At 63.9% G+C, this 12,991-nt stretch carries 15 protein-coding genes; 8 read left to right on the top strand and 7 right to left on the bottom strand.

What is annotated here, in order from left to right; translation table 11 throughout:
• Positions 1-383 precede the first annotated feature (383 nt).
• From ACM9NP_RS00730 to ACM9NP_RS00720, 3 genes are all read left to right on the top strand, one after another.
• Entirely contained in the window at positions 384-701 is a 318-nt protein-coding gene (locus tag ACM9NP_RS00730; protein ID WP_415644564.1) for a hypothetical protein, read from the top strand.
• A gap of 52 nt (positions 702-753) precedes the next feature.
• Positions 754-1,056, top strand: coding sequence for a hypothetical protein (locus ACM9NP_RS00725; protein ID WP_415644563.1), 303 nt, complete (start codon positions 754-756; stop codon positions 1,054-1,056).
• Positions 1,057-1,363: 307 nt separating this feature from the next.
• Positions 1,364-1,906, top strand: a complete 543-nt coding sequence (locus tag ACM9NP_RS00720; RefSeq protein ID WP_415644562.1) for a peptidoglycan-binding domain-containing protein — start codon at positions 1,364-1,366, stop codon at positions 1,904-1,906.
• Between the two features lie 430 nt (positions 1,907-2,336).
• On the opposite strand, the gene ACM9NP_RS00715 is transcribed toward ACM9NP_RS00720, so the two are convergent.
• The 3 genes from ACM9NP_RS00715 to ACM9NP_RS00705 form a co-directional block, all read right to left on the bottom strand.
• The gene (locus tag ACM9NP_RS00715; protein ID WP_415644561.1) at positions 2,337-2,828 is read right to left on the bottom strand and encodes an SRPBCC family protein; all 492 of its coding nucleotides are present in this window, start codon (positions 2,826-2,828) and stop codon (positions 2,337-2,339) included.
• A gap of 314 nt (positions 2,829-3,142) precedes the next feature.
• Positions 3,143-4,384 (bottom strand): MFS transporter, encoded by a 1,242-nt coding sequence (locus ACM9NP_RS00710; protein ID WP_415644560.1) that lies wholly within the window; start codon positions 4,382-4,384, stop codon positions 3,143-3,145.
• Positions 4,384-4,935 (bottom strand): helix-turn-helix domain-containing protein, encoded by a 552-nt coding sequence (locus ACM9NP_RS00705; protein ID WP_415644559.1) that lies wholly within the window; start codon positions 4,933-4,935, stop codon positions 4,384-4,386. The genes ACM9NP_RS00710 and ACM9NP_RS00705 overlap by 1 nt, the downstream gene beginning before the upstream one ends.
• Before the next feature lie 256 nt (positions 4,936-5,191).
• Between ACM9NP_RS00705 and ACM9NP_RS00700 the strand changes: the two genes are divergently transcribed.
• A complete protein-coding gene (locus ACM9NP_RS00700) occupies positions 5,192-5,455 on the top strand; it encodes a DUF1883 domain-containing protein (protein ID WP_415644558.1) in 264 nt (87 codons plus the stop codon).
• A gap of 27 nt (positions 5,456-5,482) precedes the next feature.
• Here ACM9NP_RS00700 and ACM9NP_RS00695 read toward each other — a convergent pair whose 3' ends face one another.
• Entirely contained in the window at positions 5,483-6,085 is a 603-nt protein-coding gene (locus tag ACM9NP_RS00695) for a class I SAM-dependent methyltransferase (RefSeq protein WP_415644557.1), read from the bottom strand.
• Positions 6,086-6,532: 447 nt separating this feature from the next.
• Here ACM9NP_RS00695 and ACM9NP_RS00690 point away from each other — a divergent pair, with 447 nt between their 5' ends.
• Complete coding sequence (locus ACM9NP_RS00690; RefSeq protein WP_415644556.1) at positions 6,533-7,969, top strand: MFS transporter; 1,437 nt, start codon at positions 6,533-6,535, stop codon at positions 7,967-7,969.
• Between the two features lie 418 nt (positions 7,970-8,387).
• Entirely contained in the window at positions 8,388-8,843 is a 456-nt protein-coding gene (locus ACM9NP_RS00685) for a hypothetical protein (RefSeq protein WP_415644555.1), read from the top strand.
• 63 nt (positions 8,844-8,906) lie between these two features.
• Here the strand turns inward: ACM9NP_RS00685 and ACM9NP_RS00680 are convergent, their stop codons facing one another.
• The gene (locus ACM9NP_RS00680) at positions 8,907-9,191 is read right to left on the bottom strand and encodes a DUF7710 domain-containing protein (protein WP_415644554.1); all 285 of its coding nucleotides are present in this window, start codon (positions 9,189-9,191) and stop codon (positions 8,907-8,909) included.
• A gap of 419 nt (positions 9,192-9,610) precedes the next feature.
• Between ACM9NP_RS00680 and ACM9NP_RS00675 the strand changes: the two genes are divergently transcribed.
• Positions 9,611-10,477: a GNAT family N-acetyltransferase gene (locus ACM9NP_RS00675; protein WP_415644553.1), complete on the top strand. Its 867-nt coding sequence runs from the start codon at positions 9,611-9,613 to the stop codon at positions 10,475-10,477.
• On the opposite strand, the gene ACM9NP_RS00670 is transcribed toward ACM9NP_RS00675, so the two are convergent.
• Both ACM9NP_RS00670 and ACM9NP_RS00665 read right to left on the bottom strand, forming a co-directional pair.
• Positions 10,460-10,846, bottom strand: coding sequence for an ATP-binding protein (locus tag ACM9NP_RS00670; RefSeq protein ID WP_415644660.1), 387 nt, complete (start codon positions 10,844-10,846; stop codon positions 10,460-10,462). The genes ACM9NP_RS00675 and ACM9NP_RS00670 overlap by 18 nt on opposite strands.
• A gap of 151 nt (positions 10,847-10,997) precedes the next feature.
• Complete coding sequence (locus ACM9NP_RS00665) at positions 10,998-11,252, bottom strand: hypothetical protein (RefSeq protein ID WP_415644552.1); 255 nt, start codon at positions 11,250-11,252, stop codon at positions 10,998-11,000.
• 303 nt (positions 11,253-11,555) lie between these two features.
• On the opposite strand from ACM9NP_RS00665, the gene ACM9NP_RS00660 reads away from it, so the two are divergent.
• Positions 11,556-12,851: a hemolysin family protein gene (locus ACM9NP_RS00660; protein ID WP_415644551.1), complete on the top strand. Its 1,296-nt coding sequence runs from the start codon at positions 11,556-11,558 to the stop codon at positions 12,849-12,851.
• The last annotated feature ends 140 nt before the right edge of the window (positions 12,852-12,991 follow it).

The raw sequence follows: 12,991 nt of genomic DNA, 5'->3' as shown, positions 1-12,991 counted from the left end.
CTGCGCCGTGGGGGAGACGGCGAGTGGCGGTGCTCGAGGACTTCCGAAAGCGGCGCGCCTGGTCGGTTCCGGAACGGTCATCTCGTAACGTGCGGCCTTCGTCCGTTGTGTGGTTGGCGGGCTGGGGCCGATGCGTGCTTCCCGATGATTGGCGTGCGGCCTGAGTTGGGGCGGTCCGCTCGGCGCTGTGAATCTGCGGCCCGATCGAGGTCGCGGGCAGGCTGCCGCGTCGTCGGCGGCTTCGGCGGGGACGTTGTGGTCCCATTGTGGCGCCTAGGATTGATTGCTGTCGATATGTACGGGACTCTGGAGGCGGTGCTCGCGCACCACGCCCGGCAGGTGACTTGGGCCGACGTCTCTCGTGTCGGTCGTGGAGGAGACTCATGAAGAAGCGTTTGAGGGCGGCGATCGTCGTCGGTTCCGTACTGGCGGCCACGATCGCGGTTCCGTCCGTCGCTCACGCCGACCCGACCGTTCCCACGCACGCCGTCATCGTCTGCGAAAGCGCCAGCTTCTACGACAACTACGACAGTGCCTCTGGGCCCGTCGGTCTGAAAAGGACGCTCGGCTACGGCAACAAGGTGGGTCACACCCGTGGCGCTCACCCGGTCTACAACGGTTGGGCGGCGACGTTCGACTTCGGCCCCAACGACTGGGGCTTCGTCCGTATCGAATGCCTCGGTGGCTTCGGTTCCTGGTAACGCGTACGCACTCAAACGCGGCGAGCCGTCGGCGCGAGTTCGGAGGAAACCCATGAGAAGCATCATTTCGCGTCGGGCCCGCGCGGTGCTCGTGCTGACCACCCTGGTCACGGCGCTCAGCCTGACGTTGACGACCACACCCGCGTCGGCGGCCAACGGCTCGGTCGGCGTGCGGGAGACCGTCTGCGCCGAGAGCCTTTTCGTCCGCGTCACCGCCCCGCACGGCGCGTGGATGGGAACGCTTTATAAAGGTCAGACCTTCCTGGTCGAGGAGGCCGGCGGCAACTGGGTCTACGGGTTCGCGTACGGCCACATCAACCGCCGTGGTTGGGTCCAGAACGGCTGGTTCTGCTGAAGCCGGATGCCTTAGTTCGGGGTCCGGAGTGAAAGCGATCGCCTGCCAATGCAAGTCGGCGCTCCGGATTGGGTGAGTCAGTTAAAGATCCAAGCATTGACAGCGGTAGATGTCATGAGGCATCCTGTCCTCCGTGCCGATCGCCCCTCGGCTCCCAGTTCAACGAAGGCGCCGGTCATGGCCCGCACTTTGGCCACGCCCGATGTCGCACAAGCTTGACAACCCTCTCTCGAGCGGTCCCGCTCGCTCAGCTCACGGCAGGTCGTCGATCCGCCCCGCCGCATGATCAACGATCGGAGAAATCACGATGTCACTTCACGTCGGCCGACGCGGTGCGCGCGCCATCGTCGTCACGCTCGCGACCATCGTCGCCATCGGTTCCGCCCCGGCCGCGATGGCCGGTTCAATCGACCCGCCACGCACGTCCTCGTCCGGGATCACCGCGATTCCGGCATGGCCGGTACTGAGGATCGGCAGCACGGGAGCCGATGTGCGCACGGCACAGCATCTGCTGACGGCGTGGGGCCACACGACGACCGCCGACGGCGCTTACGGTTCGGGCACCGCTGCGGCCGTCAAAGCGTTCCAGTCTCGAAAGGGCCTCACCGCCGACGGGATCATCGGAGCGCAGACCTGGTCGGCGCTCGCGGTCACCATCTCCGAGGGAGCCCGAGGCAGTGCGGTGAAAGCGCTTCAGGTCCAGCTGAACAATCTCGGAGCGAGCCTCGCCGTCGACGGGATCTTCGGCGGCATGACCGCCTCGACCGTTCGATTCTGGCAGTGGCACATGGGCCTCACCGCCGACGGCATAGTCGGCCCACAGACCTGGCGCGCCTTCATCGGAAGCTGACACACCCCGCCGTTCAAGCGCACGAGAAGCGCGTTCGCTCGCCCCGGCGGTGCCCACACTCCGCCGAACACAACCGTCGACGCCCCATGTTCCTGCCCAGGTGATCTGGTTGGCTTAAGGGGATGGTGGTGTATGAAGCTGATGAGTATTGCGCTCGGCGGGCATTGCTGGTGTGTGCGGTGGATGGCGTTCGGTCCAGATGGGATTGGAACGGCATTGTTCGCCTTCCGAAAGTGAACCTGTTTCGGCTGCGATCGACGCGATTCAAAGCACTCTCGGTTGGCATGAAGGACCCCCAACCGAGGTTCTAGAACCGGTGGTCATGTTCGATGCTGCGGCATCCGGTGAGTCACTTGACGAGCACGAGAAGCCGGAGGCAGCGGTCGGCCTGCCGTTGCTCGGCGGCTCCCCAAGCTTCGGGAGACGAGCATCAGTCCTTCGCTTCGCGGACGTCCTTTCCCTGCTCCGCGAAGGCCTTGAAGTCCTCCATGTGCTGTAGCGACTGCTTGCGGAAGGCGCCGGGCATCAGGAGTCCCACCAGCCGCATCAGCAAACCACTGAACCGGTATTCGTTCTCGCTCGCCCAGAGTGTCGTCTCCGGGCCGGCTTCGGTCAGCCGGTCGCGCACGGCGCTCCACATGCCCTCACCGACGATCTTGCGGTCGAAGTGAACGACGTGTCCTTCCGGGATCCCGCGCAGGTCTGTCGGTTCCCGGCGCGTGATGGTCTCGGTGCACTCGATCTTCTGCTTCCCCATCTCCATCACGACCCGCGATTTGGTACCGACCTGCCCGTGCACCCCACTCAACGGCTCGTGCAGTACCAGACCCCGCAGCCACTTCGACATGTGCGCAGGGTCGGCGAGCAGCTGCACCACCCTCTCCCGCGGCAGGGCGATCTCGATCGAGACGGTGTACTTCATGGCGGAGTGCTCCGGGTTCCCCGAGTGAAAAAGGCATGCGCTCGCAGCCTCGCCTCACATTATTCAGTGACGACATGTCAACGTTTCCCCCGGTCCGCGTGGTCATGACGGGTGTCATGTGGCTCTGCCAGCGGAGGGCGAGGGCGTGCCGTGGCCGGTATGGGAGACCCTTACAGCTTGCTGACCGGCGCAGACCTGCTCCCAGTGGCCACGGAAGGGCACCCGCACTGCGGGGCCGACCCTCTTGTCGACCCACCGGTTGCTGCCTCGTCTCAAAGGCGACGTTGTGAGCGGCGGCCGGTCGGCGAACGACCTCAGGAAGATTCCTTTGTGGTGAGTACGGTGTCGGACGTGACTCGGCGGGCGATAACCGCGGCGGTCAGGCAGACGACGGCGCAGGCGGTGAAGAACACGCCGGTTCCCCAAGCGGCGGTGATCAGTCCGGCGGCGGGCAGGAGCAGCGGACTGAGGCCGATGGTGAACAAAGTGGTCACGGACGTGATGCGTCCGAGATATCGGGGCTCGGTGCGGGCCTGAAGCTCGGCGGTGCCGATGACCATCGACATCGCGGTGGTCCCCCCGAGCACGGCGAGCACCGCAATGGCCATCGCGGGAGTCGTGACGACAGTCAAGGCCATCACCAACACCGCACTGGCGGCCAATGACACGGTCAGCGTCAGACCGGGGCGTCCGGTTCTCTTGATGGTGGTGAGGACAAGCCCAGACGCGATGCCTCCAGCACTGAAAGCGGCCATGGCCATGCCGAGCACGGCTGGTCCCCAATCCCGCTCGTCGGTCAACAGGACCAACCCCGTGGCGAGAGGGCCGCTGAAAACCAACTCGCCGAGACCGATGACCAGCACCAACCGAAACAGTGGACGAGCGCCGCGCAGGTACGTCAACCCGTCGATGAAGTCGCGCCATACCGGCGTTCCGGACCGCACGGTGCTTGAGACGAGCGGTCGGAGCCGGAGCGAGGCGATCAGCGGAATCGACACGATGAACAGCAGCCCGACGAGGCCGAATGCCCCCGGCGGGCCGAGCACGGCCAAGACGACCGCGCCGAGAAGGGGGCCGACGGCGTTGCTGATCCGCACGGACAACGATCGCAGTGCCTGCACGCGGGTGAGTTGTTCCGTGTCGGTCATGCGCGGTGGCAGGGCGCCGACGGCGGGCATGAACACCGCGTCGGCCAATCCGAACACCAATGACATCGCCAGCAACGGCCACAGCGTTTCGGTGATCAGGAACCAACCGGCTCCCACGAGGATCGCCAGACACCGCGCCGCGTCGCTGAAGAGGACGAGCCGACGGGGCCCGACCCGATCGGCCAGAACGCCTCCGGCGAGCATCAGCACCGCACGCGGTACTGCCCCGACGGCAAGGATCGCCCCCAACGCGGCCGGTCCGGCACTGTGGACAACCGCCCACGATAGCGACATGTAGAAGACGACGTCGCCGGTCACGGAGGTCGTATAGGCGCCCAGCCATCGCAGTACGTTGGGATCTCGACCAACGGGGCGGGTCGGGAACTTCGGGATGGTCTGCTGCGGCATCAGTCCGTCCACAACGGGTAGGCCTGCAGCCCCACGATGACCGTCGCGGCGTCTTCGGTGGACTGCGTTTCGGCGGCGTGACGGGCGATGACCTCGTGCAACTCGTGTTTGAGTTCCTCCAACCCGGCGGCAGTCAGCCGGAGCGCGTGGTCGCTGAACACCGACGCGTTGAACCACTCCTCGGACAGCACGGGGACCTGTCCGGCAACCTGGCGCAGGCGCTCGGCATAGGACGTCACCACGGCTTGGGTGTATTCACGGCTGGCCGCCTGTTCGTCCGGCAGGGACGTCGGATCGTGGACGGATTGCTCGTGCGTCGCGCGCCACCACCGATCACGGCGGTTACCGCGCCCGGTGTCCTCATGGATGAGGCCGCCGACTGCCAAGCGGCGCAGGTGATAGCTGGCCGCGCCGGAATCGAGTTCGAACTGCGCGGCGAGTTGACGAGCGGTGGCCGGGCCGTGCCGCCGTAGGTGCTCCAGGAGGTTCAGCCGCATCGGGTGCGCGAGGACGCGGAGGGCGGCGGCATCTAGCTTGACGCGGTCGGTCATGACCCGGAGCCTAGCAAAGCAGAAGAATTATTCGCGAAGAAGTCTTCTGCTTTTAAAAGTCGCGGGCCGGTAGGGCGGTTCTCCGGTTCTTCGAGCTGGTCATGTCAAGGCGTCGGACGCAATGGCGCGGTGATGCCCACGGTCGAGTTCTTCGACTGTCCTCATAGTCCATCGGGTCTGGTCGCCATGCGTCCCTTCGGATCAGGGCTCGATCAGGATGTGGCGACTCGATTACCCGATGTGTTACAAATGCGTTGTGGACCATCTCTACTGGGATCTGGGGGACTGCGAGGGTGGTGCTTGCTTCGAGGTCGAACTGCGCGGCTCATCCGCCAACGTCTACCTCCTGGACGTGGACCACTATCAGGCGTACCTCGACGGTGACGAGCACCTCTACTACGGCGGCTACTACGACATGAGTCCGGTCGTCCTTCAGGTGCCCTATGACGACCGCTGGTATCTCGTGGTCGACGGCAACGAGCAACGCATCACAGTCCATGTCGCCGAGATCTTCGACTGACGGCCTCGGTAACAGGCGATGCAGGTTCTACTGTGAACGGTGGGCGACGATCGTGGCCTGGGGGCGGACCCCTGGATCGGTGCGAGTCCGCGTATCGGTGATCGTGAACCCGGCCTTCGTCACGGCATTGGAGAACTCGTCGATCGGCCAGCGGTACGCGGTCGTCACGGCGTGATCGAAGGGTTCGAGCTTCGGCCCCTCGAAGAATCCGATCAGGATGCTCCCGGTCGGGTGGAGGCACCTCGCGAACTCGGTCAGCATCCCGTTGATCTGGTCGGGCTCTGTGTGGATGAGCGAGTACCAGGAGAGAATCCCGCCCAAGGTTCCGTCGTCGACCTCGAGATCGCCAGCGCTGCCGGTTCGAAACCGGAGCTCGGGATACTGCCGCCGCGCGTGATCGATGAACTCCGGCACCGGATCGATGCCCTCGATGTCGACATTCGCCCCGTGCAGGTAGTTCGTCCAGTGGCCGGGCCCGCATCCCACGTCGATGATCCGCCCCTGAACGCCATTGGCCCAGGCCAAGACGAACTCTCGGTCCGCGTCCGCGGCGGCGTCGATGAGCCCGAATCTGTCAATGTATTCCTGTGCCCGAAGCGCGTACGCGTTTCTCGCCCGTTCGATCGACATCCAGTCATCGTAGGGACTTCATCCTTCCCTCGAGATGGGACTACCCGAGCGCTCGATCCCTTGGGGGTCGCGGCACACCTGCGGCGCTCGCGTCCGTCGTCCTCGACCTCTAAATGGCGCGGGATGCGTTGGGGCCATTCATATCGGCTCAGCTGATCATCACCGTTGCGAAGGTCAACGAGTTCTCGGTACTCAGTCCTCTGATCGGGGTGCGTGTCTGTCCGTGTCCACACGAGCGTGACCGGTTCGACGGGGTGGGGACGACACTGAACGCATACCCCGATGGGGTATGGCGCAGCTCACCGTCCCACTTGGGCACATACGGTACCCCCCTAGGGTATAAATAGCCCAGCTGATGCGGCTTTGAGCGTTCCGGTCCCCGGGATTCGAAATCCATCGGCGTAATGTCTCGTCTAGATACCCCCTAGGGGTATAGGAGTTGGAATCATGTCTCGGATCTCAACGCCGTCGGCTTCACGTCGATGGCTCGCCCTGGCGTTGATAGCGTTGGCCCAGTTCATAGTCATCATGGACACCTCGATCATCGGTGTCGCATTGCCGAAGATGCAGGAAGCCCTCGGGTTCTCGCAGGAGAATCTCTCCTGGGTCTTCAACGCCTATGTCGTGGTATTCGGTGGCCTGCTGCTCTTGGGCGGCAGACTATCGGACCTATTTGGCGCCAGACGCATGTTCAGCCTCGGCTGGGTCATGCTGGCGGTAGGTTCGTTCGTCGCGGGTATCGCGGGGAACGCGGCAACCGAGCTGGTTGGCCGTGGTGTCCAGGGAGTAGGTGCGGCGCTGATCGCACCATCGGCTCTGACGCTGTTGATGATGCTGTTCGGCGCCAACCCCAAGGAGCTGACCACGGCGTTCGCCTTCTATGGCGCGGCGGCCCCCGCCGGAGGTACGGCCGGTGTGTTCCTTGGTGGACTGATCACCGAATACGCCTCCTGGCCGTGGGTGTTCTACATCAACATCCCGATCGCCGTGATCGCCCTGGTGGCGGCACCGGCGCTGCTCCCTGGCGGCGCCTTGGCTTCACGTGGCTCGATCGACCTGTTCGGTGCGTTGCTGGCCACCCTCGGCCTTGGCGCGGCGGTGTTCGCGATCGTTCGGGCACCGGAGGTCGGCTGGAGCAACATTGGCACCTGGGGAGTTTCGGCGGCTGCCGCCGTGCTGCTAGTCGGTTTCCTTGTCTTGCAGGCAAAGAAGCGCGAGCCGCTGATGCCGCTGGCGATCTTCCGGGCCCCTGGCCTCGGCGCGGCCAATCTGGCGCAGCTTCTGCTCGGCGCGTCATGGATCCCCATGTGGTTCTTCCTGAACCTCTACTTGCAACAGGTTCTGGGCTTCTCGGCGTTCCCCTCCGGCGCGGCGTTGTTGCCGATGACGGCTCTCATCATGATCGGGATGATCGTGATCGCACCACGCCTGATCACCCGCCTCGGCGCCAAGGCGATGATCGTGAGCGGGCTGGGGCTCCTCGCCGGCGGCCTCTACTGGCTGTCCTTCATCCGTCCTGACGGTTCATTCTGGGTCGACGTACTCCCGGCCTCCTTGCTGGCGGCGCTGGGCATGTCCCTGGCGTTCATCCCGTCACTGCAGATGGCGATCTCCTCGGCCAAGCCCGAGCAGGGCGGCCTGGCCTCGGGCATCGTCAACACCGGCTACCAGATCGGTTCGGCGTTCGGGCTGGCAGTCGTCACCGCGATCGCGGCCGCGTACGGAGCGAGCCAGTTGGGCAACGTGTCGGCCCTGACCGACGGGTTCTCCGTCGCGTTCATCGCCGCAGCAGTCGTCGCTCTACTGGGAGCCGTACTCGCCACCATCACGCTCCGCTCGGACAAGTCGGTTCTCGCGAAGGTCTCCACCGACAGTCGGGTGTAACTCGGATACGGAAACGGGCGGTGCCGTCACCTTGATGGGGATGGCACCGCCCGTTTCATGCTGGCCACATTGGAGCGGTCTGGTGCACGGGAATGAGTTGACCAGACCAGGATCCTCGCTGTATCCGGGGTCGTCGTGGTGTGGTCTGGTGCGGATTGTGGCGGTCGGTGGGAATAGGGAGAGCACCTTTGCGCCATTGGCATCGCCGCTCTGGCCGAAAAGGGCTCCATCGGGTTCGAAACGACCACGTCGTGGCCACACCATGGGCAGATCGGGACGAACCAGAACCGAAGAATACCTACAACCGCGACCAGGTGCCGGGGGCGCTCCGCTCAGTTGCACCAGGTGGCACTGAGCGGGTCGAGACGGGCCCAAAGTTGCTAGACTCGTTGCTCTACAACGCAAAGCGGGGTGGTCAGTGTCCGACAAATCCGACTCACAAGACGTGGGAAAGATCCTGGGGATCGTAGCCTCGGTGATCGGGATCCTCGCTTTTTTCGGGATCACTAGTTGTGACGAATTGAAAGACGCTGTTTCCTCGAGTTCCCCGAGCTCCAATGACGAGGCAGCAACCATCGATGACGCGGCTGTGGGAGACTGCCTTCGGCTGGTCGACAACCACATTTACCTGGTCTCCTGTGATGATGGAGCTGCTGAGTATTTGATCGCCGCACGCATCTCTTACGATGATCAAGCATATTACAAATGGTCAGGCAGCCCAAATGAAGGCGGCTCAAAGGCGCACAACGCGATGGCGGGATGTGCGCTGGAAATGGGATACCCTTATCGGCCGCTCTTCACATCAGACACCTCACGGATCTTCTGGATTTCTGACAATAGAGAGCTGCTTTGCACCGAAAGAATCGGTCAGTGACCGCTCCTTTTTCATGCTGGTCTGGATCCTTTAGGGTGTAACGGATCTTGCGCAGCGGTTGTGTCAGTCTGTTGCGCCGTCCGTTATGTGAACGTGGTGGGGTCCTGGTCCGAAGCGGGCGATGTGTTCGGGTGTGCCGTGATGGTCCTTGCTCGGGCGGAATTGGCCCTCTCGGACGGCGATGTCGTAGCACCCGTCTCCGACCGGGTACCTCGACAGGATGCCGGTCACTCGGTGGCGGGCGGCCCAGGCAAGGCCGTCGTCCGTGGAGGCGAAGACTGCAGAGGCGAACTGTGTGCCTTGGCCGTGGAAGATCCAGACGTGTTCGTGGCTGCTGATGTCGTTCATCGCCATGTTCTGCCGCGTTCGGTCCGGGCGAGAAGTGCCTGCGGTGCCTGCCGACATCCCGCAACGGCCAGGCAGGGGAACCCGTCCTGAGCCCTTGAACCGTTGTCCGACCGCCTGTGCCCGCTGCCGGGACGTATAGCCGCACGACGGGTCGCGGTGCCCGGGTGGAAAGTTCGGGACGCTTTCGGTCGCGGGAGTCGTGTGCGGTCGGTTTCTTGGACCTGCCGGTCCCAGTAGCCTGCCCGCGTGCGACGGGGCCCGTTCCGCGGGCTGGGGAGTGTACGTGGTCTGGTGAGGCTTCCGGTTGAATTGAGGTGTGCGGCAACAGCTTCATCGCACTGGAGGCTTCAACTGGCGAAGGTGTTGGAGTGTTTCGCAAATCATTGGACACGTTGCGCATGGCCGTGTTTGATCGCGAGATGTCGATATTGTTGGGCACGCCGGGCGCCGGTGACCTGGACGAGGTCGTGCGTGCGCTGGTGGAGTGGCGGCAAGAGGGAGCCTCGATGCAACTGCATTCGGGGGACGTCGGGTTCTACTGGCAGTTCGGTCCGGAGGTGACCGCTGCGGCGTTGCGAACGTGGAGTCGTGAGGGCCGGATTCTCGGAGTCGGCCTGGTCGACGGTCCGGAGCTGGTGCGGTTGGCCATCGCGCCGGAAGCGAGCAAGGACGAAGAACTCGCCCGGCAGATGGCCGACGACGTGACGCGACCCGAACGCGGCGTACTGTCGGCGGGTAAGGCCCATGTCGAAGCGCTCTGGGGCGGCCGATTCCGGGAGTTGTTGCAAGAGGACGGCTGGGAACTGGATGAACCGTGGATCCCCATGGTTCGTGATCTGAGCGGACCCGTGGCGGGGAGCGGACTGCGGGTCGAGGTGGTCGGCCCCGAACGGGTCGACGATCGAGTCGCGGTTCACCGCGGAGCGTTCGCAGGGTCGAAGTTCAGCGTGGAGCGATGGCGGGCCATGGCCGCCGGGACACCGTACGCCGATGCCCGATGTCTTGTCGGCTACAACGACCAGGGCGACGCGGTCGCGGCCACGACAGTCTGGTCAGCGGGTCCAGGGAAACCCGGCCTGCTTGAACCCCTCGGCGTGCACAGCGATCATCAGGGGCACGGTTACGGTAGGGCGATTGCGGGCGCCGCCGCGGCGGCCCTGCGTGACATGGGTTCGTCCAGTGCGACCGTGTGCGCCGAAGGCTCCAACGCAGGAGCTGTCGCCACCTATCGCTCCGCCGGATTCCAGCCGCAACCCGAGGTGCGGGACCTACGTCGGGTTGGCTAGAGCGTTTGCGAGGCGACTCGCCCCCTGCTGAATCGATTGGGCAGCAACAGATTCGTCAAATCGGTCGGGTAGGTTCCCTGCGGAACAACGCTCCTGAACATGACACCTCGGCGGCTCTCGTTCGGCGAGGGTGGTCATTATCCGGTAAAACTTGTGGCCGGTCTCGACGACGTGGTCTTTGAAAGTGAGCCGGTTGACGATGACGACGCAGAGGCGCTTATCGGTGAAGGTCTTGGACCACTCGCGGAACGGTGCGTTGGAGGCGACCGCGATCGAGCGGCGTTTCTCGCGTTCGGTGAAGATCTGGAACAGCAACTTCGCGCCGGCTTTGTCCAGGTTGAGGTAGCCGAACTCGTCCAGGCAGAGCAGGTCGTAGCGCCCGTATGTGTGGATGGTCTTGGCCAGGCGCTTCTCGTGTGCGGCTTCGACGACCTCGACGTCGACCGAGGTTGAAAACGTTCATGGCGCACGTGTGGCGACGTGTGGGAGGCGTGGAGGGGGAGAGTTTTCTCAGTGTGGCTCAGAGCGGTCGGTGGTGTGCGGCTCCTCCGCACCACCCACACGCGAGGCGGTCTCCGTCGAGGCGCCATGAGTGGCCGTGGATTGTGCAGGATCCCCAATCCGGGTCCGCGTCGGCGCATACGTCGCACAGTGTCTCGTCCGTCAGGTGCAGCCACCCCGTTTCCGGGAGTGCGGCACCCCACTCCGGATCGGTGACGTCGATGTCGTGCGGATAGACGGTTTGACAGCGGCTGCAGGTGACGTTGGTGGTCATTGTGCTCCTCGTCGTTAGGCTGCGGGCGCCATTGCCATGTGAGTCGCTTTGGGCTCGGGAGGCCGGGCTTTCGTGGTGTTGTGCTTGGCGTGGATCAAGGCTAGGACACGGTCGTGGGCGGCGGAGTCGAGATAGAACTGCGACGACGGTATGACTGTGGACAGATTCTCGTCGCTGGCCGGAATTGTTTCTACGACACGATGTTCGTTGACCGATCGGCGATCGACCACACCGCAGGTCGTCTCACTCCGGCGACCGGTACGGTTACGCGATCGTCCCCATATAGATGAGGTTGACCGCAAGGTGAGTGGATATACCGGGCAGATCCTGCTCGTCGTGGTATTGATGATTCTCAACGCGCTCTTCGCGGGCAGTGAGATGGCGCTCGTGACCCTACGAGACGCACAGATTCAGCGTCTCGAGCAAACCTCCCGCGGGGGAGCCGTTCTGGCGAAACTTGCGCGAGACCCCAACCGCTTCCTTGCCACGATCCAAATCGGAATCACACTCGCCGGCTTCCTCGCCTCGGCGACCGCCGCGGTTTCACTGTCCGAACCACTGGTCGGACCCCTGTCCTTCCTCGGAAGCGCGGCCGGACCCGTAGCGATCGTCCTGGTCACGATCATCCTGACCTTCGTCACACTCGTCGTTGGGGAGTTGGCTCCGAAACGAATCGCGATGCAACGCGCCGAGGGATGGGCGATCATCGCCGCACGTCCTCTCGACCTGCTGGCCACACTCTCCCGGCCCGTGGTGTGGTTGTTGGGTAAGACGAGCGACCTCATCGTTCGAATCTTCGGCGTCGACCCGAACGCGGCGAAAGAAGAGGTATCCGCCGAAGAGATCCGCGACCTCGTTGCCGGTCAACAACAGTTCACCGCTGAACAACGGACGATCATCGACGGAGCGTTCGAGATAGCGCAGCGCCTCACACGCGAGATCCTGGTACCCCGCCGCGACGTCGTGAGCCTGTCGTCAACCCTCACACCGCAAGACGCACTGGACACACTCATCTCCTCCGGTCATTCCCGCGCACCGGTCGTCGGGAAGGCGGGCCTCGACGACATCATCGGTATCGTCCACATTCGCGACTTGATCGGAGTGGGCGGTTCGCTCACTGACCGGGCACGCCCTTGTCTGATTCTTCCGGACAGTCTCAAGGTGACCGACGCGCTGCGCCAGATGCGCGACAGCCGTGAACACTTCGCCGGGATCGTTGACGAGTACGGGTCCATCGACGGGATTCTCACACTCGAGGACCTCGTCGAAGAGATCGTCGGCGAAATCTATGACGAGACCGATCGTGACGTCCTGACCGTCATTCGCAACCCAGACGGGACACTCATCCTTCCCGGATCCTTCCCACTGCATGACCTGACGGACATCGACGTCGATATCGATCTTCCCGAACACAGCGACTACACCACGGTGGCCGGCCTCCTCCTCGATCACCTGGGCCACATAGCCGCAGTCGGGGACAGGATCGAAGTGCACGGCCACCAGTTCGAGGTCACCCAGACCGACCGGCACGCCATCATCCAATTGCAGATCCGACCACCCGTCACACCTGACGAAGAAGTCACCGACTCATCAAACTGAGACATGACCCAGGTCATGGTTCTCACCATGACCTTCTCTCGGCATGCAAACCATGGGCCGTCATGTCGAGTCTGGTGACGGAACCCGTTCTGGTGCATGGGTTCACGCTGCGGCGCTATGTCGCACGTGACGGACCGCGC

Origin of the sequence: Stackebrandtia soli (assembly GCF_965137155.1) — a bacterium.
Classification (GTDB): Bacteria; Actinomycetota; Actinomycetes; order Mycobacteriales; family Micromonosporaceae; genus Stackebrandtia; species Stackebrandtia soli.
This window is presented reverse-complemented; position numbering and strand designations above follow the sequence as displayed.

Excerpts from the sequence above, each read along its gene's own strand:
- ACM9NP_RS00720 (WP_415644562.1), top strand. The coding sequence starts at position 1,364 with ATGTCACTTCACGTCGGCCGACGCGGTGCGCGCGCCATCGTCGTCACG.
- ACM9NP_RS00715 (WP_415644561.1), bottom strand. The coding sequence starts at position 2,828 with ATGAAGTACACCGTCTCGATCGAGATCGCCCTGCCGCGGGAGAGGGTG.
- ACM9NP_RS00680 (WP_415644554.1), bottom strand. The coding sequence starts at position 9,191 with ATGAACGACATCAGCAGCCACGAACACGTCTGGATCTTCCACGGCCAA.
- ACM9NP_RS00730 (WP_415644564.1), top strand. The coding sequence starts at position 384 with ATGAAGAAGCGTTTGAGGGCGGCGATCGTCGTCGGTTCCGTACTGGCG.
- ACM9NP_RS00725 (WP_415644563.1), top strand. The coding sequence starts at position 754 with ATGAGAAGCATCATTTCGCGTCGGGCCCGCGCGGTGCTCGTGCTGACC.
- ACM9NP_RS00690 (WP_415644556.1), top strand. The coding sequence starts at position 6,533 with ATGTCTCGGATCTCAACGCCGTCGGCTTCACGTCGATGGCTCGCCCTG.
- ACM9NP_RS00675 (WP_415644553.1), top strand. The coding sequence starts at position 9,611 with ATGTCGATATTGTTGGGCACGCCGGGCGCCGGTGACCTGGACGAGGTC.
- ACM9NP_RS00665 (WP_415644552.1), bottom strand. The coding sequence starts at position 11,252 with ATGACCACCAACGTCACCTGCAGCCGCTGTCAAACCGTCTATCCGCAC.
- ACM9NP_RS00710 (WP_415644560.1), bottom strand. The coding sequence starts at position 4,384 with ATGCCGCAGCAGACCATCCCGAAGTTCCCGACCCGCCCCGTTGGTCGA.
- ACM9NP_RS00705 (WP_415644559.1), bottom strand. The coding sequence starts at position 4,935 with ATGACCGACCGCGTCAAGCTAGATGCCGCCGCCCTCCGCGTCCTCGCG.
- ACM9NP_RS00695 (WP_415644557.1), bottom strand. The coding sequence starts at position 6,085 with ATGTCGATCGAACGGGCGAGAAACGCGTACGCGCTTCGGGCACAGGAA.